20 protein-coding genes are annotated in these 24144 nt (G+C 70.7%); 4 read left to right on the top strand and 16 right to left on the bottom strand.

Translation table 11 applies throughout. From position 1 onward, the window contains the following. Positions 1-164 precede the first annotated feature (164 nt). The 3 genes from IQ279_RS15550 to thyX all read right to left on the bottom strand — a co-directional run bounded on the left by IQ279_RS15550 (position 165) and on the right by thyX (position 3711). Positions 165-1850 carry a ribonuclease J gene (locus IQ279_RS15550; RefSeq protein WP_206349110.1) on the bottom strand — a complete coding sequence of 562 codons (1686 nt, stop codon included), beginning with the start codon at positions 1848-1850 and terminating at the stop codon, positions 165-167. A gap of 102 nt (positions 1851-1952) precedes the next feature. Further along, on the bottom strand, positions 1953-2852 hold the full coding sequence (dapA, locus tag IQ279_RS15545) for a 4-hydroxy-tetrahydrodipicolinate synthase (RefSeq protein WP_206349109.1): 900 nt from the start codon (positions 2850-2852) through the stop codon (positions 1953-1955). Between the two features lie 166 nt (positions 2853-3018). Beyond that, positions 3019-3711 carry an FAD-dependent thymidylate synthase gene (gene thyX / locus IQ279_RS15540; protein ID WP_241028185.1) on the bottom strand — a complete coding sequence of 231 codons (693 nt, stop codon included), beginning with the start codon at positions 3709-3711 and terminating at the stop codon, positions 3019-3021. A gap of 259 nt (positions 3712-3970) precedes the next feature. Between thyX and IQ279_RS15535 the strand changes: the two genes are divergently transcribed. Together IQ279_RS15535 and IQ279_RS15530 are read left to right on the top strand one after the other, a co-directional pair. Beyond that, positions 3971-4210, top strand: a complete 240-nt coding sequence (locus tag IQ279_RS15535; RefSeq protein ID WP_206349126.1) for a hypothetical protein — start codon at positions 3971-3973, stop codon at positions 4208-4210. Positions 4211-4262: 52 nt separating this feature from the next. Next, positions 4263-4811 (top strand): SCO5741 family PH domain-containing membrane protein, encoded by a 549-nt coding sequence (locus IQ279_RS15530; RefSeq protein ID WP_206349125.1) that lies wholly within the window; start codon positions 4263-4265, stop codon positions 4809-4811. 40 nt (positions 4812-4851) lie between these two features. Here IQ279_RS15530 and IQ279_RS15525 read toward each other — a convergent pair whose 3' ends face one another. The 6 genes from IQ279_RS15525 to eccD form a co-directional block, all read right to left on the bottom strand. Beyond that, a complete protein-coding gene (locus IQ279_RS15525) occupies positions 4852-5313 on the bottom strand; it encodes a hypothetical protein (RefSeq protein WP_206349107.1) in 462 nt (153 codons plus the stop codon). 5 nt (positions 5314-5318) lie between these two features. Then, positions 5319-6071 carry a 4-hydroxy-tetrahydrodipicolinate reductase gene (gene dapB / locus IQ279_RS15520; RefSeq protein WP_206349106.1) on the bottom strand — a complete coding sequence of 251 codons (753 nt, stop codon included), beginning with the start codon at positions 6069-6071 and terminating at the stop codon, positions 5319-5321. Between the two features lie 68 nt (positions 6072-6139). Continuing rightward, entirely contained in the window at positions 6140-7567 is a 1428-nt protein-coding gene (locus IQ279_RS15515; protein ID WP_206349105.1) for a M16 family metallopeptidase, read from the bottom strand. Beyond that, positions 7564-9795 (bottom strand): polyribonucleotide nucleotidyltransferase, encoded by a 2232-nt coding sequence (locus IQ279_RS15510; RefSeq protein ID WP_206349104.1) that lies wholly within the window; start codon positions 9793-9795, stop codon positions 7564-7566. The genes IQ279_RS15515 and IQ279_RS15510 overlap by 4 nt, the downstream gene beginning before the upstream one ends. A gap of 278 nt (positions 9796-10073) precedes the next feature. After that, positions 10074-10361 carry a 30S ribosomal protein S15 gene (rpsO, locus tag IQ279_RS15505; protein WP_206349103.1) on the bottom strand — a complete coding sequence of 96 codons (288 nt, stop codon included), beginning with the start codon at positions 10359-10361 and terminating at the stop codon, positions 10074-10076. A 236-nt stretch (positions 10362-10597) separates the two neighbouring features. Then, positions 10598-12073 (bottom strand): type VII secretion integral membrane protein EccD, encoded by a 1476-nt coding sequence (gene eccD / locus IQ279_RS15500; RefSeq protein WP_206349102.1) that lies wholly within the window; start codon positions 12071-12073, stop codon positions 10598-10600. Between the two features lie 260 nt (positions 12074-12333). Between eccD and eccCa the strand changes: the two genes are divergently transcribed. Together eccCa and IQ279_RS15490 are read left to right on the top strand one after the other, a co-directional pair. Further along, positions 12334-16335: a type VII secretion protein EccCa gene (gene eccCa / locus IQ279_RS15495; protein ID WP_206349101.1), complete on the top strand. Its 4002-nt coding sequence runs from the start codon at positions 12334-12336 to the stop codon at positions 16333-16335. 243 nt (positions 16336-16578) lie between these two features. After that, entirely contained in the window at positions 16579-16812 is a 234-nt protein-coding gene (locus IQ279_RS15490) for a DUF397 domain-containing protein (protein WP_031508379.1), read from the top strand. A gap of 121 nt (positions 16813-16933) precedes the next feature. On the opposite strand, the gene IQ279_RS15485 is transcribed toward IQ279_RS15490, so the two are convergent. The 7 genes from IQ279_RS15485 to eccB form a co-directional block, all read right to left on the bottom strand. Beyond that, positions 16934-17221: a WXG100 family type VII secretion target gene (locus tag IQ279_RS15485; protein WP_101258001.1), complete on the bottom strand. Its 288-nt coding sequence runs from the start codon at positions 17219-17221 to the stop codon at positions 16934-16936. Between the two features lie 29 nt (positions 17222-17250). Next, entirely contained in the window at positions 17251-17616 is a 366-nt protein-coding gene (locus IQ279_RS15480; RefSeq protein ID WP_206349100.1) for a WXG100 family type VII secretion target, read from the bottom strand. 71 nt (positions 17617-17687) lie between these two features. Then, entirely contained in the window at positions 17688-18791 is a 1104-nt protein-coding gene (locus IQ279_RS15475) for a S8 family serine peptidase (RefSeq protein ID WP_241028147.1), read from the bottom strand. Between the two features lie 184 nt (positions 18792-18975). After that, positions 18976-20655, bottom strand: coding sequence for a WXG100 family type VII secretion target (locus IQ279_RS15470; protein ID WP_206349098.1), 1680 nt, complete (start codon positions 20653-20655; stop codon positions 18976-18978). Positions 20656-20671: 16 nt separating this feature from the next. Continuing rightward, positions 20672-21082, bottom strand: a complete 411-nt coding sequence (locus IQ279_RS15465) for a DUF2563 family protein (protein ID WP_206349097.1) — start codon at positions 21080-21082, stop codon at positions 20672-20674. Between the two features lie 98 nt (positions 21083-21180). Next, complete coding sequence (gene mycP, locus IQ279_RS15460; RefSeq protein ID WP_206349096.1) at positions 21181-22482, bottom strand: type VII secretion-associated serine protease mycosin; 1302 nt, start codon at positions 22480-22482, stop codon at positions 21181-21183. A 16-nt stretch (positions 22483-22498) separates the two neighbouring features. Continuing rightward, entirely contained in the window at positions 22499-24010 is a 1512-nt protein-coding gene (eccB, locus tag IQ279_RS15455) for a type VII secretion protein EccB (RefSeq protein ID WP_206349095.1), read from the bottom strand. Positions 24011-24144 lie beyond the last annotated feature (134 nt).

The following is a 24144-nucleotide window of genomic DNA, read 5'->3' as shown; positions in this document are numbered from 1 at the left end:
CTTACCAGAATCATTTTCCGGTCCGTTTCCGTCCCGTTCACTGATTCCGGCGGCCGGGAACCTTCCAGTGCAAGACTGTTTTCGGTTCCCGTTCGGCGGAGCCCTAAACGTACTGGAGCGGGGCGCCCGGATGCAAATCCGGGCGCCCCGCTCCTGGTTGAGCCTCAGACCTCGACGACCACGGGGAGGATCATGGGCCGGCGGCGGTAGTTGTCCGACACCCACCTGCCCACCACACGGCGGACGAGCTGCTGCACCTGGTGCGGCTCGGAGATGCCGTCCTGAGCCGACTTGGCCAGGACCTCGTCGATCTTGGGGATCACCGACTCGAAGTCCTTGTCGTCGATGCCGGAACCCCGGGACTGGATGTGCGGACCACCTGTGATCTTGCCGGTGGTGCTGTCCACCACCACGAAGATCGAGATGATCCCCTCCTCTCCCAGGATCCTGCGGTCCTTCAGCGATGTCTCGGTGACGTCGCCGACCGACAGACCGTCGACGTATACGTAGCCTGCCTGGACCTTTCCGGCGATCTTGGCCCTGCCCTCGATCAGGTCGACCACCACACCGTCCTCGGCGATCACGATGTGATCCTTGGGTACACCGGTCTGCGCGCCCAGTTCCGCGTTGGCGCGCAGATGGCGCCACTCGCCGTGGACCGGCATCAGGTTCCTCGGACGGCAGATGTTGTAGAAGTACAGCAGTTCGCCGGCCGATGCATGGCCGGAGACGTGGACCTTGGCGTTGCCCTTGTGGACGACGTTGGCGCCCCAGCGGGTCAGCCCGTTGATCACCCGGTAGACCGCGTTCTCGTTGCCCGGGATCAGCGAGGAGGCCAGGATCACCGTGTCGCCGGGGACGATGCGGATCTGATGGTCGCGGTTGGCCATCCGCGACAGCGCCGCCATCGGCTCACCCTGCGACCCGGTGCAGACGAGTACCACCTCGTCGTCCGGCAGGTCGTCCAGCGTCTTGACGTCCACGACGAGCCCCGCGGGCACCTTGAGATAGCCCAGGTCCCGGGCGATGCCCATGTTCCGGACCATCGAGCGGCCGACGAAGGCGACACGGCGGCCGTACTCGTGGGCCGCGTCGAGGATCTGCTGGATGCGGTGGACGTGACTGGCGAAACTCGCCACGATGATGCGCCTCTGTGCTCCGGCGAACACCTGGCGCAGCACCTGGGAGATGTCGCGCTCGTGCGGGGTGAAGCCCGGCACCTCGGCGTTCGTGGAGTCCGACAGCAGCAGGTCGATGCCCTCCTCGCCCAGACGCGCGAAGGCGCGCAGGTCGGTGAGGCGTCGGTCCAGCGGAAGCTGGTCCATCTTGAAGTCACCGGTGTGCACGGCCATGCCCGCGGGGGTGCGGACGGCGACGGCCAGGGCGTCCGGGATGGAGTGGTTGACCGCCACGAACTCGCAGTCGAAGGGGCCGATGCGCTCGCGGTCGCCCTCGGTCACCTCAAGGGTGTAGGGACGGATGCGGTGCTCCTGCAGCTTGGCCTCGATCAGGGCCAGGGTCAGCTTGGAGCCGATCAGCGGGATGTCCGGCTTCTCCCTCAGCAGGTACGGGACGCCGCCGATGTGGTCCTCGTGACCGTGGGTCAGGACGATGCCGTCGATGTCCTCCAGCCGGTCCCGCACGGAGCTGAAGTCCGGGAGGATCAGGTCGACTCCGGGCTGCTCCTCCTCGGGGAAGAGGACGCCGCAGTCGACGATGAGCAGCCGGCCGCCGTACTCGAAGACGGTCATGTTGCGGCCGATCTCCCCCAGGCCGCCCAGCGGGGTGACGCGCAGGCCGCCTTCGGGCAGTGGCGGCGGCGGGCCGAGTTCGGGATGCGGGTGACTCAAAAGTCTCTCCTCACCACGCGCGCCACGCACCCTGGCGGGCACGTGGCGCGCGATCGTCGTGCACTTGCAGTTGTTGGTCCGTATCCAGTTGTGAAGTCTGTTTCAGAGCTGTACCCCGCCGGCGGCGAGATCGCGCTTGAGCTGCTCGGTCTCCTCAGGGGTCAGCTCGACGAGCGGCATGCGCAGGGGACCTGCCGGCAGCTTCTGGAGTGCGAGGGCGGCCTTGGTGGTGATCACGCCCTGGGTGCGGAACATACCGGTGAAGACCGGCAGCAGCTTCTGGTGGATCTCCGTCGCCTTGGTCACGTCGCCGCTGAGGTGGGCGTCCAGCAGAGCGCGCAGCTCGGGGGCGACCACGTGGCCGACGACCGAGACGAAACCGACGGCGCCGACGGACAGCAGCGGGAGGTTGAGCATGTCGTCGCCGCTGTACCAGGCCAGTCCGCTGGTGGCGATGGCCCAGCTCGCGCGCCCCAGATCGCCCTTGGCGTCCTTGTTGGCGACGATCCTCGGATGCTCGGCCAGTCGGACGATGGTCTCGGTGTTGATGGGGACGCCGCTGCGGCCGGGGATGTCGTAGAGCATGACCGGCAGGCCGGTGGCGTCGGCGATGGCGGTGAAGTGCCGGTACAGGCCCTCCTGCGGGGGCTTGCTGTAGTACGGCGTGACGGCCAGCAGGCCGTGGGCGCCGGCCCGCTCGGCCGCACGGGCCAGTTCCAGGCTGTGCCGGGTGTCGTTGGTGCCGGCTCCGGCGACGACGTGGGCACGGTCTCCGACCGCCTCGACCACGGCCCTCACGAGCTGGGCTTTCTCCGCATCGCCGGTGGTCGGGGACTCACCGGTGGTGCCGTTGACGACGATGCCGTCGTTACCGGCGTCCACCAGGTGGACGGCGAGCTGCTGCGCGCCGTCGAGGTCGAGATCGCCGTCCGCGGTGAACGGCGTGACCATCGCGGTCAGGACCCGCCCGAAGGGCGTCTGCGGTGTGGAGGTCGGAGCCATGGGTCCCACGCTACTCGCAGCCTGAGGTCCGGCGCGCCCTCGGGAGGCGGTTGAGGAGCCCGGCACTGTCCGCTCGGGGGTTCAGACAGTGCCGGGTCCGTGGGAAAAGCGTAGACGAACATTTCCAAAAGCCGCAATCCGGACATAGATAGCGACGGTCCACGTGCTACGGGGCGACCCGCCCGTTGGCGTTGAACGCCTCGTGCGTCAGCGGCATGAGACCGGCCCAGTGCGCCTCCATGCGCTCGGCGACCATCTCGATCTCCCGCTGCGGGAAGGAGGGCACCTTCGCCAGTTCGTGCCGGGTCCGCAACCCCAGGAAGTGCATCAGCGACCGGGCGTTGCAGGTGGCGTACATCGAGGAGTAAAGGCCGACCGGAAGAGCCGCGCGGGCGACCTCGCGGGCGATGCCCGTGTCCAGCATCCCCTGGTACGCCTCGTAGGAGCGCCGGTAGCTGTCCTCAAGGGTGCGGACGGTGCCCCGGTGCTGCTCGGCCGTGCCCTCGACGAACCGGTACTTGCCCGGACGCCCCTCCTGCACCAGCTTGCGGGAGGTGTCCGGCACGTAGAAGACGGGCTCCAGCTCCCGGTACCTGCCGCTCTCCTCGTTGTAGCTCCAGCCGGCCCTGTGGCGGTGGAACTCACGGAAGACGAACAGCGGCGCGCTGATGAAGAAGGTCATCGAGTTGTGCTCGAACGGGCTGCCGTGCCGGTCGCGCATCAGGAAGTTGATCAGCCCCCTGGAGCGCTGCGGATCCTTCTCCAGCTCCTCCAGGGACTGCTCACCCGCGGTAGAGACCCGCGCCGCCCACAGCACGTCGGTGTCTGCGGCCGAGTGTTTGACCAGCTCGACGGTCATGTCACTGCGGAAGCGGATGTCGGGGGCGTCGGACACCGGGAATCCTTTCGGTCGTGCCACGCGGGAAGTCGGGGCGGCGCACAGCCTATGGCGGGGGCGAACCGGGGGGCGACCTCGCCCCCTCGGCCCGCCTCCGCCCGCACGGCGGCGGGCACGGTCGCTGATATTCTTCCGCAAGCAACGGAAAACGGGCACTTACCCGAATGCCTGGGCGTTCTCCCCGTGGCAGTACAGACCACCCTTGAAGGAGCAGCAGCAGATGGTCCGCCGCGAGGAGTCCGTGCCCTTCGCCTTCGTCGCCGACTCCGGGCACTTCCGCAGTAACGTCACTCCGCCGCGCCGCCGTCCGTCGAGGGCGGACATGGCCGGTCGCGTGCTGCTGGGAGTGGTCGTGGTCGCCGGCCTCGTGGGATCCCTGCTCCTGGGGATGCCGGCCCTGGACACCCCGCGGCCGCAGGACGGCGGGCCGGACCGACCGACCGCCGCCGAGAGCCGCTGATAATCTCCTCGCTCACAGGCCCCCACCCACTGTGTCCGTGAGCGAGGATTCCGTGCCACTGCACTTCCTGACGGCCGACGGCGAACTGGACGCCACCGCCTCCGACGCACCGCTGCCGTACGAGGAGCGGGAGAGATGGCGTCGACCTTACCGGCCGGGCCCCTGGCGGGTCGCCGGAGCGGCGCTGACTCTGCTGCTCGCCGCCTACATGCTGATGTCCACCCTGATCATCGCCATGGCGGGCGCCGCCGTGGAGGCACTCGTGTGCCTGCTGGTGGCGGCACTGGTGATCGCGTACGCGCTGCGGCTGCTGCGGGTGGGGGTGTGGGTCAGCGCCCGCGGGATACGCCAGGTGGGCCTGGTCTCGACCACGACGCTGTCCTGGCGCGAGGTCTCGGCCGTGCGCACCGTACAGCAGCCGGTGAAATGGCTGGGCCTGCCGCGGACCGTGCAGGGGCAGGCCCTGCTCGTCGAACCGCGGCGCGGCGAGGCGCTGAGGCCGGTGCTGACCGACCACAACGCCGACTTCCTGTCCCGCCCCGACTCCTTCGACGAGGCGGCGGACGTGGTCGAGGGCTGGGCCGCGGAGAACCGCCGCTAGCCCACGCCGGCGCGACGGGCCCCGGGGCGGCGGGCTCCGTTCAGGCGGCGGTCTCCCGCACGGGCCTGCCGTCGTGCAGTGCGATGGCGCGCTGCATGGCCTTGCGGGCCCGCGGGGTGTCCCGGGCGTCGTGGTAGGCCACGGCCAGCCGGAACCAGCAGCGCCAGTCGTCCGGGGCGGCCTCGGTCTCCTCCTTGCGCCGGGCGAATACCTCGTCCGCCGACGCCTTGTCCACGCGTCCGCCCGCCGTCCGCGCGGGACCGTCCTGCGGCAGCCCGCCCTCGGCCTCCAGCTCCCGCGCCAGACGGCCGGCGTTCCGCGCGAAGCGGGTGTTGTGCCACAGGAACCAGGCACCGACGCACGGGAGGACGAAGGCGACGACCCCTATCCCCATCGCGGCGGGCTCGCCCGTCCTCAGCAGCAGCACGCCCTGCACCGCCACCACCGCGAAGACGGCGACCAGCGAGACGGCGAGGAAGGCGTAGGTGATCTTTCCGCCCATGGTTCTCAGTCCAGGTCCATGAAGTGCTCCAGCCCCACGGTGAGGCCGGGGGTGTCCGTCACACGGCGCACTCCCAGCAGGATGCCGGGCATGAAGCTGCTGTGGTGCAGTGAGTCGTGTCGGATGGTGAGGGTCTCGCCGGTGTCGCCGAAGAGGACCTCCTGGTGCGCCAGCAGTCCGCGCAGCCGCACCGCGTGCACCGGGACTCCGTCCACATCCGCGCCGCGGGCACCGTCGAGGGCGGAGGTGGTGGCGTCCGGCTGCGCCGGGCGGCCCGCCTCGGCCCGCGCCTCGGCGATGAGCCGGGCGGTGCGGGTGGCGGTGCCGGAGGGCGCGTCGGCCTTGTTCGGATGGTGCAGCTCGACGACCTCGGCGGACTCGAAGAAGCGGGCGGCCTGACGAGCGAAGCGCATGGTCAGCACGGCGCCGATGGAGAAGTTCGGCGCGACCAGCACTCCGGTGCCCGGGGACGCCTCCAGCCAGGTGCGCAGCTTGCCGAGGCGCTCGTCGGTCCAGCCGGTGGTGCCGACGACGCCGTGGATGCCGTGGCCGACGCAGAACTCGAGGTTGTCCATCACCGCGTCCGGATGCGTCAGGTCCACCGCGACCTGGGCGCCCGCCTCGGTGAGCGCCTCCGGGGAGTCGTCCTTGTCCAGGGCGGCGACGAGCTCCATGTCGTCGGCGCCCTCCACGGAGCGGGCCGCCTCGGAGCCGATGCGGCCCTTCGCGCCGAGGACTGCTACGCGGAGCTTGCTCATGTGCGTGTTCCCTTTCACGGGTACGGGCCCTGCGGGGCCCGCGTCGGGCAGGCCGGGCGGGCCTGCGGTCAGGCGACGGTTTCGTCGAGGCGGGCGCTCTGCCGGTCGGTCAGTGGCCCGATGACCGACAGCGAGGGCCGCCACCCCAGGATCTCGCGGGCCACCGAGCGGATGTCGTCGGGTGTGACGGAGGCGATCTTCGCGAGCATCCCGTCGACCGACAGCTGCTCGCCCCAGCACAGCTCGCCCTTGCCGATGTGGTTCATCAGCGCGCCGGTGTCCTCCAGGCCCATGACCGTGGAGCCGGAGACCTGACCGATGGCGCGGCGCAGTTCCTCGTCCCCCAGGCCGTGCGAGGCGACGTGGTCGAGCTCGTCGCGGCAGATCTTCAGCACGTCGTGGACCAGGTTGGGGCGGCAGCCCACGTACACGCCGAACAGGCCGCAGTCGGCGAAGCCGGAGGTGTACGAGTACACGCTGTAGGCCAGCCCGCGCTTCTCGCGCACCTCCTGGAACAGCCGGGAGCTCATCCCGCCGCCCAGGGCCGCGCTGAGCACTCCGAGCGCCCAGCGGCGCTCGTCGGTGCGGGACAGCCCGGGCATGCCGAGGATGACGTGGGCCTGCTCGGTGGCGCGGTCGAGCAGGTCGACGCGGCCCGCGGTGCGGATGCGGCGCGAGCCGCTCCGGGGGGCGACGGGCTCGGCGTCGGTGCGGCCCAGGGCGCCGGCGCGTTCGAAGGCCTCGCTCACCTGGCGTACGACCGTGTCGTGGTCGAGGTTGCCGGCGGCGGCGACGACCAGGTGGGTGGGGTCGTAGTGGCGGCGGTAGAAGCGGGCGATCTGGTCGCGGGTGAGGGCGTTGATGGTGTCGGTGGTGCCCAGGACCGGGCGGCCCAGCGGGGTGTCGCCGAGCATGGTTCTGGCGAACAGGTCGTGGACGCAGTCCCCGGGATCGTCCTCGGTCATGGCGATCTCCTCCAGGACGACGTTGCGCTCGGCGTCGACGTCCTCGGAGCGGATCAGCGAGCCGGTCAGCATGTCGCAGACGACGTCGACCGCCAGCGGCAGGTCGGTGTCCAGGACCCGGGCGTAGTAGCAGGTGAACTCCTTCGCCGTGAAGGCGTTCATCTCGCCGCCGACCGCGTCGATCTCCGCGGAGATGTCCAGAGCGCTGCGCCGCCCGGTGCCCTTGAAGAGCAGATGCTCCAGGTAGTGGGTGGCGCCGCCCAGCGCGGGCGTCTCGTCGCGGGAGCCGACCCGTGCCCAGATGCCGAAGGTGGCGGAGCGGACGGTCGGCACCGACTCGGTGACGACCCGCAGGCCGCCGGGGAGCACGGTCTTGCGGACGGTGCCCGTGCCGTTTCCGGCCGCGGTGGCGGACGGGGACCAGCGCCCGAAGGCGGGTCCGGCGGCCGGGCGGGGGGCGTGGTGAGGACGGGCGACGGCCCGCCCCACCGGGGCGGTGGGGCGGGCCGTCGTACGGGGCGTGCGCGTCACTTGGTCGCGGTGTCCTTCGCGTCGGTGGTCTCGGCGCCTTCCTTCTCGTCTTCCTCGAGGACCGGGATCAGCGACAGCTTGCCGCGCTGGTCGATCTCGGCGATCTCGACCTGGACCTTCTGGCCGACCCCCAGCACGTCCTCGACGTTCTCCACGCGCTTGCCGCCGGCGAGCTTGCGGATCTGCGAGATGTGCAGCAGGCCGTCCTTGCCCGGGAGCAGGGAGACGAAGGCGCCGAAGGTGGTGGTCTTGACGACCGTGCCCAGGTAGCGCTCGCCGACCTCGGGCATCGTCGGGTTGGCGATGCCGTTGATCGTGGCGCGGGCGGCCTCGGCGGCCGGGCCGTCGGCGGCGCCGATGTAGATGGTGCCGTCGTCCTCGATGGTGATGTCGGCGCCGGTGTCCTCCTGGATCTGGTTGATCATCTTGCCCTTGGGGCCGATGACCTCGCCGATCTTGTCGACCGGGATCTTCACGGTGATGATCCGCGGCGCGTTGGGGGACATCTCGTCCGGGACGTCGATGGCCTCGCTCATCACGTCCAGGATGTGCAGGCGGGCGTCGCGGGCCTGCTTGAGGGCCGCGGCCAGCACGGAGGCCGGGATGCCGTCCAGCTTGGTGTCGAGCTGGAGGGCGGTGACGAACTGGCGGGTGCCGGCGACCTTGAAGTCCATGTCACCGAAGGCGTCCTCCGCACCGAGGATGTCGGTGAGGGTGACGTAGTGGGTCTCGCCCTCGATCTCCTGGGAGATCAGGCCCATGGCGATGCCGGCGACCGGCGCCTTGAGCGGCACACCGGCGTTCAGCAGCGACATGGTGGAGGCGCACACCGAGCCCATGGACGTCGAGCCGTTGGAGCCCAGCGCCTCGGAGACCTGGCGGATGGCGTACGGGAACTCCTCGCGGGTGGGCAGCACCGGGACGATCGCCCGCTCGGCCAGCGCGCCGTGGCCGATCTCGCGGCGCTTGGGGGAGCCGACGCGGCCGGTCTCGCCGGTGGAGTACGGTGGGAAGTTGTAATTGTGCATGTAGCGCTTGCGCGTCACCGGCGACAGGGTGTCGAGCTGCTGCTCCATGCGGAGCATGTTGAGGGTGGTGACGCCCAGGATCTGAGTCTCACCGCGCTCGAACAGCGCCGAGCCGTGGACCCGCGGGATCGCCTCGACCTCGGCGGCCAGGGTGCGGATGTCGGTCAGCCCGCGGCCGTCGATGCGCTTCTTCTCCTTGATGACGCGCTCGCGGACCAGGGCCTTGGTCAGCGAGCGGTACGCCGCGGAGATCTCCTTCTCGCGCCCCTCGAACTGCGGCAGCAGCTTCTCGGCGGCCAGCGCCTTGACGCGGTCGAGCTCGCTCTCGCGCTCCTGCTTGCCGGCGATGGTCAGCGCCTGGGACAGCTCGTCGCGGACGGCCGTCCGGAGCGCCTCGTACACGTCGTCCTGGTAGTCCAGGTAGATCGGGAACTCGCCGACCGGCTTGGCGGCCTTGGCGGCCAGATCCGACTGGGCCTTGCACAGAGCCTTGATGAAGGGCTTGGCGGCCTCCAGGCCGGCGGCGACGACCTCCTCGGTCGGCGCCTCGGCGCCGCCCTTGACCAGCTCGACGGTCTTCTCGGTGGCCTCGGCCTCGACCATCATGATCGCCACGTCGCCGTCGGGCAGGACACGGCCGGCGACGACCATGTCGAAGACGGCCTCCTCCAGCTCGCTGTGGGTGGGGAAGGCCACCCACTGGCCGCTGATCAGGGCGACTCGGGTGCCGCCGATCGGGCCCGAGAAGGGCAGGCCGGCCAGCTGGGTGGAGCAGGAGGCGGCGTTGATGGCGACCACGTCGTAGAGGTGGTCGGGATTGAGGGCCATGATCGTCTCGACGATCTGGATCTCGTTGCGCAGGCCCTTCTTGAAGGACGGGCGCAGCGGGCGGTCGATCAGGCGGCAGGTGAGGATGGCGTCCTCGCTCGGGCGCCCCTCGCGGCGGAAGAAGGAGCCGGGGATCTTGCCCGCGGCGTACATCCGCTCCTCGACGTCGACCGTCAGGGGGAAGAAGTCCAGCTGCTCCTTGGGGTGCTTCGAGGCGGTGGTGGCCGACAGCACCATGGTGTCGTCGTCCAGGTAGGCCACGGCGGAACCGGCGGCCTGACGGGCCAGGCGGCCGGTCTCGAAGCGGATGGTGCGGGTGCCGAAGGTTCCGTTGTCGATGACGGCCTCGGCGTAGTGGGTCTCGTTCTCCACCAGGGAATTCTCCTCGTCTGCGTCCGTGCCCGTGTGGCTCGGACGGTGGCGGTGGAGCGTCTTCCCGTACGGGCCGGTCTTCGATCGAAGCTCCCGGGGCCTTTTTGCCCGGGGGCCACTACCGAGGACCGGCGGCGTGAAGGCGCTCCGCCTCGTTCTCGTATGTCGTTGTGGGACCAGACTACAAAGCTTCCGGCCTCCGTGAGTGCCTGTGAGGTGCCGCGAGTACGGCGAAGGGAGCGGTTCCCCTTGCGGGAACCGCTCCCTCTCACGGCGTACTACCGGGCGCCGGCCGCACCGCGGCGGATGCCCAGGCGCTCGACCAGCGCGCGGAAGCGCTGGATGTCCTTCTTCGCCAGGTACTGCAGCAGGCGGCGGCGCTGGCCGACCAGGAGCAGCAGGCCCCGGCGGGAGTGGTGGTCGTGCTTGTGGGTCTTCAGGTGCTCGGTGAGGTCCGAGATGCGGCGGGTGAGCATCGCGACCTGGACCTCGGGAGAGCCGGTGTCCCCCTCCTTGGTGGCGAACTCGGCCATGATCTGCTTCTTCGTAGCGGCGTCGAGCGGCACGCGATACTCCTTGGGTTCTTCGTCGAGGCCACCGAGTGCCCCTGGTCTTCCGCGCAGGGGATCTTCCATGACTCGGGAGGCGGGGTCCGCTGGGCGCTGCCTCCAGGTGGTCACCGGAAGACGCGTACACAAACGGCCGCCGACAACCCTACCAGTCGTGCGACGGGCCGCTCACCGCAGGTCGCCGCCGGAACCCGGAGGCCGCCGGGGCGCCCGGACGCTCCCGGACGTCCGTCTCAGCCGGTCATGCTCCGCGCGGCGGAGTAGGCGTCCAGCACCGCCAGGCACAGCGGGACCAGCGACAGCAGGACGAAGCCCTCGGCGAAGTCGAGGAAGCGGCCCCAGAAGGGTGTGACGCCGCGCCGCGGCACGACCAGGCCGATGGCCGTGGCCAGTGACGCCGCTCCGGCCAGGGCGGCCGACAGCCAGACGGTGCGCAGGTCCAGCGGGCCTCCGTCCCCGGCCAGCAGTTCGCCCACCAGGTCGGCGGGCGGGTTGAGGGCCAGTCCGAGCGCGAGGAGGGCCAGGGCGGCCAGCCCCGCGGCGAGGGTGCAGGCGACCTGGGCGGTGTAGCGGAACAGGCGGGCGCGCGTCAGCGCCGCCAGGCCGGCGGCCAGGGCGAGGAGCTGCCCCCAGCCGGAGTCGGAGAAGCCCAGGACGGCCGCCGACGCGACGGTGACGGCCGAGCAGCCGCCGACGAGGCCGAGCAGCGCCTCGTGGCCGCGGCGGGCCTGGGACGCGACGCGGTCCGCGTCGACGGGGCCCGCGGTGTCGGGAGCGGCGTCGGGGTCCTCGTCGTAGCGCATGGTGCCGGTGCGCGGCGCGTTGTAGCCGATGGGGAGCCGGGCGAAACGGGCGGACAGGCCGGGCAGGAAGGCGATGGCGCCGATCGCCACGGGGGCGCACACGGCCGCGGTCTGCACCGGGCTCAGTTCGGCGAGGATGCCGGTGAAGGTGGCCAGGGTGCCGATGGCGGCGGCGAAGGCGGCGGCGACGAACGGGCCGTCCCCGCCCGGCATGGCGGCGATCAGGGCGACGGAGGCGACGAGGACGGCCACGCATCCGAGCAGGAACTGCAGCCTGCCGATGCCGCCGCCGTCCGCCAGGGGCAGCAGTCCGGAGCCGGCGATCATCACGTGCGGCAGGGAGGCGAGTCCGAGCGCCGTCGCGGAGGGCCGGTCGTCGTACACCCGGGCCCGTACCGCCGCGAAGGCGATCAGCAGCACCCCGGTCACGGCGGCGAGGATGCCCGGCAGGCTGTGCATGTCGTGGCGGACCGGGTCGGCGAACCACAGCACGAAGGCCATGAGCGACAGCAGCACCACGCCGCCGACCAGCCCGGCACCGCGCATCAGGTCGTCGCTCCACATCCGGCGGTCCCTGGAGACCGCGGAGGCGACCGCGTCGGAGACGTCGTCGAAGACGGCCGGCGGCAGCGACTCGGCGAACGGGCGGAGGCTGAGGACCTCGCCGTCCAGGATCTGCTGGGCCGCCAGGGAGCGGGCGCTGTCGAGCACTCCGCCGTCGCGGCGCACCAGGTGGTAGCCGACGGGGGCGCCCTCCGCGGAGGCCTGGCCGCTGAGGCGGAGGATCTCGGGGTACAGATCGGCGGCCGGCACGTCCTCGGGGAGGGCCACATCGATGCGGCTGTCGGGCGCGACGATGGTGACCCGGCAGAAGCCGGTGGCGGCTGCCGGTGCAGTCGTACTCACCTTGAGATCCCCCTCGTGGGCTGCTCACTGGCTCACTGGCTCCACACGATGCGCACGGGCCTTCTACCGGAACTCCGCGTTCTTCCGCGGCTCTTCACCCTGGCCGGCCGCTCACGCCGCGCACACGCCGCGCGCCACCCTACCGCCCCCCCGGCATCACCGGCTGCCAGTAGTATCGCCCCGCGCGGACGGGGTCCGTCGCCACGGGGGCGTCGGCAGGCACACCACCGTCCCGCTCTGCCCGAGGGATTGATGCTTCCGTGAGCCAGATCGTCGTCAAGCGTCCGCCGCGGGTGCTGCCGCCCAGCGTGCCCGGCGAGGATCTGAGGCTCGAACCGCCGCCCGAACTCCCGCGCGGGCAGCAGGAGAGCGTGCTGTTCCAGCTCCTGCCGATGCTGGGCATGGGTGGTTCGGTGGTCTTCTTCTTCATGCCGAACGCGCATCCCTTCATGCGCATCATGGGCGTGATCATGATCGCGTCCACCCTGGCCATGCTCGTCGCCACCATCGTGCGGTACCGGCGGGGCACCCAGGGCGAGATGGCCCAGATGCGCCGCGACTACCTCAAGTACCTGGCGCAGACCAGGCGCAGGGTCCGCAAAACGGCGCGGATGCAGCGGGACGCGCAGTACTACCTGCACCCCTCGCCGGACCAGCTGTGGGCCCTGGTCGCCGAGTCCTCCCCGCGCTTCGCCGGGGAGGCGCCGAGCCGGGTGTGGGAACGGCGCGCGAGCGACGACGACTTCGTGCATGTGCGGGTCGGCCTGGGCGAGCAGCGGCTAACCACCCCTCTGGTGGCTCCGGAGACGGCGCCGGTGGACGAGCTGGAGCCGCTGACGGCCGGTGCGATGCACCAGTTCCTGCAGACGCAGGGCACCGTCGCGAACCTGCCGATGGCCGTGTCCCTGCGCGCCTTCTACCACCTGACGGTGAGCGGCGACCCGGAACCGGTGCACGGCGCCGTCCGAGCCATGGTCGCCTCCCTGGTCACCCTGCACTCCCCCGAGGACCTGGTGGTCGGCGTGGTGACCGGGCGGGACGGCGCCGAGCGCTGGGAGTGGGCCAAGTGGCTGCCCCACGTCCAGGTCCCCGGTGTCGCCGACGGCGCGGGCAGCGGACGGCTGATCACAGGCGATCCCGCCGGCCTCGAGCATCTGCTGGGCGCGAAACTGGAGGGCCGCCCCCGCTTCAACTCCTCCGCACCGCCGCTGCTGGACCAGCCGCACGTGGTGGTCGTGCTGGACGGCGGTTCCGTGGTGCCCCCGGACTCGATGCTGGCCTCCGCCGAGGGGCTGCAGGGGGTCACCGTCATCGAGGTCGTGCCCGGCGACATCGGCAGTCCGCGCGGCGGGCTGTCGGTGGTCGTACGGCCCGGCGAACTGCGGCTGGAGTCGGCGCACGGCGCGGTGTACCAGGGCCGGCCCGACTCCCTCTCCGTGGAGGCCGCCGAAGCGCTGGCCCGCCAGCTCGCCCCGCTGCGCATGGGCACGGGGGGCGACGACGACGAACCTCTGCTGGCGAACCTGGAGTTCACCGACCTGCTGAGCCTGGGCGACGCCGCCTCGGTCGACGTACGGCGCACCTGGCGGCCGCGCTCGACGGCCGAGCGGCTGCGGGTGCCCATCGGCGTGGGCGAGGCCGGCCAGCCGGTCATGCTGGACCTGAAGGAGGCCGCGCAGGACGGCATGGGCCCGCACGGCCTGTGCGTCGGCGCGACCGGTTCGGGCAAGTCCGAGCTGCTGCGCACCCTGGTGCTGGGCCTGGCGGTCACGCACTCCTCGGAGACGCTGAACTTCGTGCTGGCGGACTTCAAGGGCGGCGCGACCTTCGCCGGGATGTCGCAGATGCCGCACGTGGCGGCCGTCATCACCAACCTGGCCGACGACCTCTCGCTGGTCGACCGCATGGGCGACTCCATCCGCGGCGAGCTCAACCGCCGCCAGGAGCTGCTGCGCGACGCCGGCAACTACGCCAACGTCCACGACTACGAGCGGGCCCGGGCCGCGGGCGCCCCGCTGATCCCGCTGCCCTCGCTGGTGCTGGTCATCGACGAGTTCAGCGAACTGCTCACGGCCAAGCCGGACTTCATCGACATGTTCATCCAGATCGGCCGCATCGGCCGTTCGCTGGGCGTGCACCTGCTGCTGGCCTCGCAGCGTCTGGAGGAGGGCCGGCTGCGCGGCCTGGAGACCTATCTGTCGTACCGGATCGGTCTGCGCACCTTCTCCGCGGCCGAGTCCCGCGCGGCGCTGGGCGTGCCGGACGCCTACCACCTGCCGTCGGTGCCCGGTTCGGGCTACCTGAAGTTCGGCACCGACGAGATGGTCCGCTTCAAGGCCGCCTACGTATCGGGCACCTACCGCTCCGGCACCTCCGCCTCCGCCGGGGCCGCCGGCGGCCCGCTGCCCGCCGAGCGCCGGCCGGTGCTCTTCACCGCCAGGCCGGTGCCGGTGCCCGCCCCCCGGCGCCCCGGGCCCGTCCCGGCCCCCGTGCCCGCCGCCCCGGCCGACGACGACGCACTGGCCGACACCGTTCTGGACGTCGTCGTGCGCCGGCTGGAGAACCAGGGTCCGGCCGCCCACCAGGTGTGGCTGCCGCCGCTGGACCGGGCGTCGCCGCTGGACGAGCTGCTGCCCGGTCTGTCGGTGGTCCCCGGCCGTGGCCTGACCCAGCCGGACCACCAGCACTCGGGCCGGCTGACGGTCCCCCTGGGCCTGGTGGACAAGCCGTTCGAGCAGCGGCGCGAGACGCTGCTGCGCGACTTCTCCGGCGCCGCGGGCCACATGCTGGTCGTCGGCGGCCCGCAGGCGGGCAAGTCCACCCTGCTGCGCACCCTGATCACCTCCTTCGCCCTCACCCACACCCCGCAGGAGGTCCAGTTCTACGGGCTGGACTTCGGCGGCGGCGGCCTGTCGGCCGTGCGGGACCTGCCGCACGTGGGCGGCATCGCGTCGAGACTGGACCCGGAGCGGGTGCGGCGGACCGTGGCCGAGGTCGCCGGTGTGCTCAATCAGCGCGAGGAGTACTTCCGGGCCACCGGCGTCGACTCCATCGCCACTTTCCGGCGCCGCCGGGCCCGCGGGGAGATCACCGACCAGCCGTGGGGCGATGTGTTCCTGGTCATCGACGGCTGGGGCGCCTTCAAGCAGGAGTACGAGATGCTGGAGGCCGTCGTCACCGACATCGCCTCCCGCGGTCTGGGCTACGGCATCCACGTCGTGGTGGCGGCCTCCCGGTACATGGAGGTGCGTCCGGCCCTGAAGGACCAGCTGCTGAACCGGCTGGAGCTGCGGCTGGGCGACACCATGGACTCGGAGTTCGACCGCAAGGTCGCGGCGAACGTGCCCACCGGTGTCCCCGGGCGCGGCCAGACACCGGAGAAGCTGCACTTCATGACCGCGGTGCCGCGTATCGACGGCGTCACCTCCGACGAGGAGCTCTCCGACGCCACCGCGGCGCTGACCCGGGCGGTGGCCGACGCCTGGCAGGGGCCCGCGGCCCCGCCAGTGCGGCTGCTGCCGCGCGAGCTGCCCGCCGGCCGGCTGCCCGGGGGCGGCGACCACCCCCGGCACGGCGTCGCCTTCGGCATCGACGAGAACACCCTGCAGCCGGTCTTCGTCGACTTCGAGACCGACCCGTTCTTCCTGGTCTTCGGCGAGAGCGAGTCGGGCAAGACGGCGCTGCTGCGCCTGCTGGCCAAGCAGATCTGCGAGCGCTACACGTCCGACGAGGCGCGCATCGTCGTCGCCGACTACCGGCGCTCGCTGCTGGGCGACATCCCCGACTCCCACCTCATCGTGTACGCCGCCATGTCCAACGCCATGGACACGCACATGGCCGCGATGAAGGACCTGATGGAGAAGCGCACCCCGCCGGAGGACGTCACCCCGCAGCAGCTGCGCGACCGCAGCTGGTGGCACGGCCCGAAGATGTTCATGATCATCGACGACTACGAGCTGGTCTCCACCTCCAGCGGCAACCCGCTGGCGATGCTCACCGAGCACCTGCCCTTCGCCCGGGACATCGGCGTCTGCTTCATCATCGCCCGCAGCTCCGCCGGGGCCTCCCGTGCCTCCTACGAGCCGTTCATGCAGCGCATCAAGGAGCTCGGGGCCCAGGGTGTGGTCCTCTCCGCCGACCCCGGCGAGGGCGATCTCCTCGGCAACGTCCGCGGTCGGCCGATGCCGCCCGGCCGGGGCCACTTCGTCTCCCGCAAGCGCGGGGCCCCGCTGGTCCAGGTGGGCTGGCTGCCCCCGAACTGACCTTCGCGGGCGGCGGTGCGTCCGGCCCCACGGGCCGTACCGCCGTCCCGGGGCCTTCCCCGTACCGGAGGTTGTGCGGACGCCCCTCGGAGCGCATACCGGGCTGTTATCTTGCCCGGGGGCCGTGAGCCGCGCAGCACCGCGCCGTGCCCCCACGTTCACCGATGCCGCATCTCGGATACGCGGTGCGGCGTGGCACGGGGGCAGGCTCCCGTCGCCGGCGTCCATCGAGGAAGGACACTGATGGGGACTCAGCAGGAGAAGGACGAGCTGTACGCGATGGACATCTCCGACGCCGTGTGGGAGAGCGCGCCCGGCGGTCCGGAGGACGAGAAGGTGGAGATCGCCCATCTGCCGGGCGGCGCCGTGGCCATGCGCAACTCCAAGGACCCCGACACCGTGCTGCGCTACACCGCCGCCGAGTGGCGGGCCTTCGTCCTCGGGGTCCGCGACGGGGAGTTCGACCTCAAGCCCTGAGCCTTTGCGCCCCGGCCTCTCATCGGCCGGGAACGGGCGGGAAAGCGGGAGGGCGCCCGGTGGCCGGATCTTCGTCCGGCCACCGGGCGCCCTCCGATGTGCTCGCGGCAGACCCGAGCGATCAGAACTCGAACCGCTGGGCCGCCTTGCGGTCCGTCCGCTGGTAGCCATTGGTCGACTCGACCAGGTTGTCGGCGATGGCGTTGAGGGTGGTGTTCAGGCCGCTGACGTCCCGGCCCCAGCCGTCGTGCTTGGCCTTGAACGCCTGCTTCGCCTCACCGTCCCAGGTGTTGACGACCTTCATCACTTTGTCCTCGAGCGCGTTGAGCTGGATCGTCAGCTCCTTGGCCGCATTGCGGACGTCATCCGCCGCGGAGATGACGGTGGCATACGTGATCTTGATGGTCATATCGACCCCTGCCTTCTCTGTGCGGCTCGTTACTTGATGGTCGGGGTGCTGCCCGTGCCGGCGAAGTCGCTGATCGGGCTCGCCTTCGCCAGATGGTTGAACTTCTCCATCTGGTCGATCTCGTTGGCGGTGAACCCCTGCTTGCTCGCCTCGAGGGCGTCCTCGATCAGCTGAAGCCGACCGTCCAGCTTCCGGCCGTAGTCGTTGGTCTGCCGCTGGAGCCTGTCGTAGGAGTTCGCGGCATCGCCCTTCCAGGCATGCTGAATCGTGTCGACCACGTCATTCAGCCTGGAGAGCTTGTTCTTGAGCTTGACCTGCATCTCGTTGACCTCTTTGATCAGGTCGTTGAGATCGGCCTCGCTTGACTGGAAGTCGCCGCCACCTTCTCCGGACATACCGTTCTCCTCGAATCGGGTTGATGGTGTTCACTGGCTGGTCTTCGTGGGCGCTCCGCGTACGGGCCCCGTCATGTCCCGCGGATCGTCCTCCGCACGAGAACGAATGCGCCGACGACCACGATGGCCGCCGCGGCACCCGCCCCCAGGTAGATCCACAGACTGCCGTCGTCCTCCGACGCGGCGGCCGCGGCCTCACCCTGGTCGTTCCGGTCCTCGTCCGTTCCCCCGGCGCCACCCCGGTCGTTCTTGCCGTCGCTCTCCCCCTCCGAGGAGGACGCCTCCGGCGGGAGGGTCGGTTCCGTGACCTCGATCGGGTTCGTGCCCGGTTCTCCGGGATCGCCCTTGCCTTCGAGGAGGTGGATGCGGGGCCGGACGGCACCGTATCCGATGTAGACGCTGGAGGCCCCCTCTTTCCGGTCCTTGCGCCCGGCGGTGTCCACGAGCACACGCAGAACCTGATTGGCCGTCCAGTCCGGGTTCTTGGCCCAGATCAGAGCCGCCGATGCGGAGGCGATGGCAGTGGCAGCACTGGTGCCTCCCTTGCCGGCGCAGTACTTCTGAAAGTTCTTGTCACACCATCCGGGCATTTCGCTTCCTGGAGCGGACAGATCCACGTTGACGCCGTATTGGGAGAAGCCCGTCACCTCGCCCTTCTCATCAGTGGCGCCCACACCGACGACGCCGGGGTACGAGGCGGGATATCTCGGCTTGTTCTCACCTTCGGCATCATTTCCGACGGAAGCGAAGAGCAGTTTCCCCTTGCTGATCGCGTACTCGACGGCCTCGGCTCCGGCAGAGTCGTAGTACGAGCCTCCGAAGGACATACTGATGATCTTGGCATCACTGTCGGCCGCCGCACGGATCGCCTTCATATAGCCGTCGGCTTTGAGCTTGTTGCCCAGGCCTTTCAGCGGAATGCGATATGGGATGATCTTCGCTCCAGGGGCCAGCCCCCGGATGCTCCCGTTCTTCCCTGTACCGGCGATGACCTCGGCCATGTCCGTCCCATGGCCGAGGTAGTCATCGGTGGCTTCCCCAGGGGATCCGGTCATATCCTCCCCGGGCAGCACCTGGCCCCGGAGAGCATCGGTGGAGTCGTTGACACCGCTGTCGATGACGGCCACCTTGATGCCCTCGCCCGTGCTGACCTCCCACATCTCCTCGGCCCGCATGGCGTCCAGATACCACTGCTGCGAACGGACGTCTTCCGCCCGAGCCACAGGTGCCGTCCCGACGAGGCATACAGTCCATGCACCGGTTACAGCCAGCACGGAGAGCAGGCGCCGTCGCATCCGCCGCGACGGCAACCTGTGGCCGTGGTCGTGTCCTGCCGTCATCGCCGCTCTCTGTCGTGGGTTAGTCGATAACAGGAGGGGCGATTCCGTTGCGCCCCGTCCGCCAGGTCTCTTCGTCCTCGGTGAGGTAGTCGGGCCTGCGGGAGTCCTTCCGGTCCACCTCGCGGGGGCTGGTGCTTCCGCCGCGGGGCACCGCGCCCGTCGTGCTCTGACCGCTCCCACCCGTTCCGCCTGTGCCACCTCTCGTCAGCCCGGAGCCGCCGGGTGTGAAGGAGCGCACCGCGCCGCCCTGGCCCGGGGCGCTCCGGGGGGCTCCGACGGCACCGCCGCCGGTCGACGCACCCGGCCTGCGCCCGGTGGAGCCGCTGCCCGCCCCCGAGCCGATCGCTCCCGTGCCCGTGGCTCCCCCCGGAGGGCGTCCCGTTATGCCGTGTTCCGCGCCGACCACGGTTCCTCGCGGAAGACGCGGGCTGTTGGACGTCCCTTGACCCTGCTGCGGAGTCCCTCCGAAGATGCCGCTGCCGCCCCGCCCCATGGGCGGGGCCGTCGCGGTGGGCGTCCTTCCGGCGGGTGAGCCGGAGCCTGTGATCGGACGGGGATTCGTGTTGTTCGCCGGCGGAACGGTGGGCGGTCCACCTGCTCGTCCCGTGCCGGGCTGACCAGACCCCTGGCCTGGAGCGTGTGTGGTCGGGAGCCTGGAGGTCCCCACCTGCTTGAGGTTCCCCCCTCCTCTGTGAGTGGGAGCGGGGGCAGGTCCGGGCAGGACGGGGCCGGGCGCTGCGGGCCCGCCGCCCGTCGAGGCGGCCGGGGCGCGCGGACCGGCGTCGGCGGGTGCGGGAGGCGCCACGGGAGCGACGGTGTTGAGGTCCGTGCGCACAGACTCCTGAGGAGCGGGGGATCCCCCGACGAAGCCGGGCTCGGTCGGAGCGGAAGGCGTCGCTCCCATGCCGGTGGCCTGCGAGCCGCTGGCGAGTCCGCCATTTCCGTAACCGGAGGCTACGGAGTTACGCCCGGGCCCGGGAAGGAACTCGTCCCCGGACCCGGGCGGCGGCGCCGGCGGCATGCCGACGTTCGGCATCGGGCCGAACTCCGGCTCCTCCAGGTCCTTCATGTTGTCGTGCGAGACCTTGTAGTAGGAGGCCAGGCGGTTCATCTGGTTGATGGCCTCCTGGCGGTTGTCCTCCTTCTTCTTGGCCAGTTTGTACTTCTCGTTGGACTCGTCGCGCTCCTCGGGCGGGATGCTCTCCAGGCGCGGTGCGGCCATGACCGCCGGGTCGCGCTCGGGCATGCCGCCGCGCACCATGGACAGGCCGACTCCGGCGGCCTTCAGCTGAGTGCTGGCCTTCTCGGTGAAGTCCGCGAGGAGCAGGGTGTTCTTGCTCAGCTTCCGGCCCCACTCGCGGAAGCTGTCGCCGAACTCGCCCTCCCAGTCGACCTTGTCGATGTGCTTCCTGAGGTCGTCGCCGACCTGTCTGATCCTGCCGCCCGCGTCCCAGAGCATGTCGGCGGCGTTCTCGATGTCGGCCGGGTCCGCGTCGTCCACCAGGGAGAACATCTCTTCGAGATCCTTGTTCTCGAAGTCCGTGGTGCTCATGACGCTGTTGCGCGCGGCCGTGCCCCCGAACAGGTCGACCGGGACGAGAGCGCCGCTGCGCTTGAGGTCGGTCATGACGAGCTGCGCCGCGACGAACGGCTCCTCGGGCCTGTCCGGCCCGCTCTGCCCGTCCTTCTTGTCGGTCATGGTCGTACCTCCCCCGTCAGTAGGTGACCCCGGTGGCATCGTCCTTGGGCGGCTGCTTGCCCGCCGCGTGCTGCTGCTGGTACTGGTGGGCCCTGGTCTGGAGCTCCCAGAAGCGCCGCTTCAGGTCGTCCTCCAGATTGCCGAAGCCGACGTCGGCGCCGTGGACGGCGATGCGCATGGCCTCGATCTGGTCGCCGAGGACTCCGGAGAGCCTGGTGAGCTGGGTGTGGACCCGGGCGTACTGCGAGTAGACGCCGTCCGCCTCGGCGAACTCGCCCCCGAAGGAGGACCGCTTCACTTCCTGCTGGCGGACCCTCGTGGGGGAGGCGGGCGAACTCTCCAGCTCCTCCAGGATGTTGTCGACCCGGTTCTTGAAGTCCTTGAGCGACTCGAGTTCACCTTTGAGCTTCTCGGCCGGCACCCCCATCAGGCTCCCCCTCCGCCTGCTCCAACGCACATCCCGATCCGTGCCCCATCACTCTAGCCACTGCCTGTGACACGACGGCAACCCGGTTCTCCGGCACGTCACATGGGCGTCCCGGCGCCGCGGACGCGCTCCTCGGCCGGTCCCCGTCTGCGCCGCCAGTCCCGGTACACCAGCGAGCCCCCGGCTATCACCGACACCAGGACGCCTCCCCCGACCACCGTGTAGGTGCCCAGGCGCCTGTCGCGTTCCTGCGGGGTCTCGCCGAGGTGGAGTTCGGCCGGGGTGGGCGGTTCGGCCCGGTCCACGCCCTCGCGGGCCACCGGCTTCTCGATCCGACTGTCGTCCTCGGTGAGCGCCCGGACGGGGTCGACGACGCCCCAGCCCACGTGGCGGTCGTGCCCGGGTACGGACCGCTCGGCGGTCTGCGCGATCTGGGCCGCGACGTGGTGCGGTTCCCAGTCCGGGTGCTCGGCCACGAGCAGGGCCGCCACGCCCGCCACGTAGGGCGCCGAGAAGCTGGTGCCGTTGTCGGCGCAGTGGCCTCCGCCCGGGACCGTGGAGATCATGTCGACGCCGGGCGCGGCGACGTCCACGAAGTCTCCGGACTGGGAGAAGGGCGCCCTCTCGTTGTTCCGGTCGGAGGAGGCGACGGCGATGACGCCCTCGTAGGAGGCCGGGTAGGTCTCCTTCACGTTGCCGCCCAGGCCGTCGTTGCCGGCCGAGGCGACGATGACGACGTTCTTGGCCAGTGCGCGGTTCACCGCCTGCTCGAGTTTCGAGTTGGGCTTGAGGGCCCTGGTGGTGTCCTGCGAGATGTTGACGACCTTCGCCCCGACGTCGACCGCGTGGTCGATGGCCTCGGCCATGCTGTCGGTGTTTCCCCTCCCGGCGGCGTCGTTCTGCTGGATGGGGATGATGGTCGCCTCGGGGGCGATGCCGACGAATCCGGTGTTCTCGGCCGGGCGCGCGGCGATGATGCCCGCGACCTTGGTGCCGTGGCCGACGGTGTCCTCCGTGCCGTCCTTCGCGGGTGGCTCGGGGGTGTTGCCGTACTCGTCCTTCTCGGGGGCGGGCAGGTTGCTCATGCCCAGTCCGGCGTCGACCGCTTCCTTCAGCTGGGGGTGGTCGTCGTCCACTCCGGTGTCGATGACCGCGACCTTGACGCCCCCACCTTTCGTCTTCTCCCACAACTGGTCCAGGATCACCCGTTTCAGCGACCAGGGCCTGCCCTCGAAGGGCTTGGCGGGGAAGGTGCACTGCCCGGTGTCCGCGACGGCCGGCGGTGCCCAGGCCAGGGGGCCGGCGACGGCGCCCATGGCCGCCAGGCCGACCGCCGCGGCCGTCGGGAGCGCCGCCCGCCTCGTCGGGGCGGGTGTGGTGGTGGCCGAAGTGTCCGTCATCTCGCGCTCTCCCGGCTCAGGAACCCTGCGGCTGCTTCGCCGCGCTCGTGCTCAGCCTCGGCCCGGTTGGCAGGAAGCCCGACCAGGCGGCGGGCACCGGCACCGGCCGGACGCCCTGGTAACCGAGCATGATCTGCGCCTGGTTGCCTTCCTGGACGCTCTGCGCCGGGTCCTTCTTCCCACCGTCCGTGCCGATCTCGGACTCGTCCCGGCCGCTGTCGGTGTTCGCCTGCACCGCGTAGCGCAGACCGGTGTCGGTCACCAGGAAGACTCCGCCGGATCCGGTGTCCCGCCCGGTGACCTGACGGAAGAGCAGGCCCGATCCGGGGGTCACGTAGGCGCTGGTGGCCCCGTTGGGCAGGGTGGCCGGATAGTCCTCGCCCGCCCAGGTGCTGAGCGTCGTGGTGCCCTTCTTCTCGTCGACGCCGCGCAGCACGCTGCACAGGGCGTCCCGGCCGCTGTCCGCCCGGTTGACCGCGCTCGGTTCCGCCTCGGGCCAGTTGAGGCTGTCGCCGTAGAAGGTGCTCTCGGGCCGGATGGCGCCGGCGCTGACCTCCCGGGCCTTGCCCTGCTGGCCGAGCACGGTGGCCTGCGGGCTGTTGAGCAGCAGCTTGGCCATGAAGTCGGTGACCGGCCTGATCTGGTCCCTGAGCACCACGTAGTGCTGGTGGCCGGTGCCGGAGGGGGCGCGCAGCACCATGCCGACCCGGTTGGCCTCGGCGTCCAGGTCGCCGGGGGCTCCGGCCGGGGTTCCCGTTTCCTCGATCCCCTCGGGGAACCGGACCGGGTCGCCCTGCTTGAGGGTCTTGAGCCAGTCGCCGGTGACGTCCTGGGGCCGCGTGTCGCCGACGACGGTGCGCAGCAGCGTGTCGTCCGCCTCGATGGGGTACGCGGTGCCCTGCGCGTCGACGATGTGCAGTTCCTCGCCGGGGCCCCTGACGTACAACACCTGGCCGCCGCGCAGCCGGTTCCTCCCCTCGACCCGCTTGGCGTCCCGGTCGGCGAGGACGAAGACCGCCTTCTGCACGCCGTCGTCGCCGGGCTGGACGCACACGGCCCAGCGTTTGGCCTTCGTCGCCTCCTCCTTGCCGGGCAGCCGGTCGGGGGCGTAGGGGATGCCGATGGTGGCGCCGTGCGGGATCTTCCCGCTGTCGAGGACCTTCTCGTCGACCTCGACGATCCCGAACTTGCCCGGATCCAGCAGGAGTTTCGCGGAGGCCAGGTTGAGTACCGGGTGGAGCTGCTTCTTCCCCCTGGTTTCGAGGACGACGTAGCGGGTGGTGGACTCGCTGCCGATGATGACCTTCTCACCGGGGTTGTCCCAGCCCTTGGGCGCCTTGGGCTTGAACATCCCCCAGGCCCCGAAGCCCGCCAGGATCACCACCCCGACGACCAGCCCGGGGAGCACCGCCCGCAGCGGGCGCGGCGCTCCCTCCTCGGTGCCGGTCGGTGTGGGCTGGAGGAATGCCGAGACCAGCCGCTTCTTGGCGAAGGTGTAGGCGTTGAGCTCGTCCCGCCGTGATGCCATCTCTCGCTGCTTCTCCCCACTGGTGGGCCCAGTGTCCCCCGGGATTCCGGAGCACCGCCACTGCTGCCTTCTGTCGGTCCGGGCCCCTACTATGCCCGTTGGCGATCGGCCCCTGCTGCTCCGGTAGGGTGATC

It is taken from the genome of Streptomyces verrucosisporus, assembly GCF_017114865.1.
Lineage (GTDB): Bacteria > Actinomycetota > Actinomycetes > Streptomycetales > Streptomycetaceae > Streptomyces > Streptomyces fenghuangensis.
The sequence above is the reverse complement of the archived record's forward strand: the minus strand, read 5'-3'. Positions and strand labels throughout refer to the sequence as shown.

Excerpts from the sequence above, each read along its gene's own strand:
- dapA (WP_206349109.1), bottom strand. The coding sequence starts at position 2,852 with ATGGCTCCGACCTCCACACCGCAGACGCCCTTCGGGCGGGTCCTGACC.
- thyX (WP_241028185.1), bottom strand. The coding sequence starts at position 3,711 with ATGACCGTCGAGCTGGTCAAACACTCGGCCGCAGACACCGACGTGCTG.
- IQ279_RS15535 (WP_206349126.1), top strand. The coding sequence starts at position 3,971 with ATGGTCCGCCGCGAGGAGTCCGTGCCCTTCGCCTTCGTCGCCGACTCC.
- IQ279_RS15525 (WP_206349107.1), bottom strand. The coding sequence starts at position 5,313 with ATGGGCGGAAAGATCACCTACGCCTTCCTCGCCGTCTCGCTGGTCGCC.
- dapB (WP_206349106.1), bottom strand. The coding sequence starts at position 6,071 with ATGAGCAAGCTCCGCGTAGCAGTCCTCGGCGCGAAGGGCCGCATCGGC.
- IQ279_RS15490 (WP_031508379.1), top strand. The coding sequence starts at position 16,579 with ATGGGGACTCAGCAGGAGAAGGACGAGCTGTACGCGATGGACATCTCC.
- IQ279_RS15485 (WP_101258001.1), bottom strand. The coding sequence starts at position 17,221 with ATGACCATCAAGATCACGTATGCCACCGTCATCTCCGCGGCGGATGAC.
- IQ279_RS15480 (WP_206349100.1), bottom strand. The coding sequence starts at position 17,616 with ATGTCCGGAGAAGGTGGCGGCGACTTCCAGTCAAGCGAGGCCGATCTC.
- IQ279_RS15475 (WP_241028147.1), bottom strand. The coding sequence starts at position 18,791 with ATGCGGGCCGAGGAGATGTGGGAGGTCAGCACGGGCGAGGGCATCAAG.
- IQ279_RS15470 (WP_206349098.1), bottom strand. The coding sequence starts at position 20,655 with ATGACCGACAAGAAGGACGGGCAGAGCGGGCCGGACAGGCCCGAGGAG.
- IQ279_RS15465 (WP_206349097.1), bottom strand. The coding sequence starts at position 21,082 with ATGGGGGTGCCGGCCGAGAAGCTCAAAGGTGAACTCGAGTCGCTCAAG.
- mycP (WP_206349096.1), bottom strand. The coding sequence starts at position 22,482 with ATGACGGACACTTCGGCCACCACCACACCCGCCCCGACGAGGCGGGCG.
- eccB (WP_206349095.1), bottom strand. The coding sequence starts at position 24,010 with ATGGCATCACGGCGGGACGAGCTCAACGCCTACACCTTCGCCAAGAAG.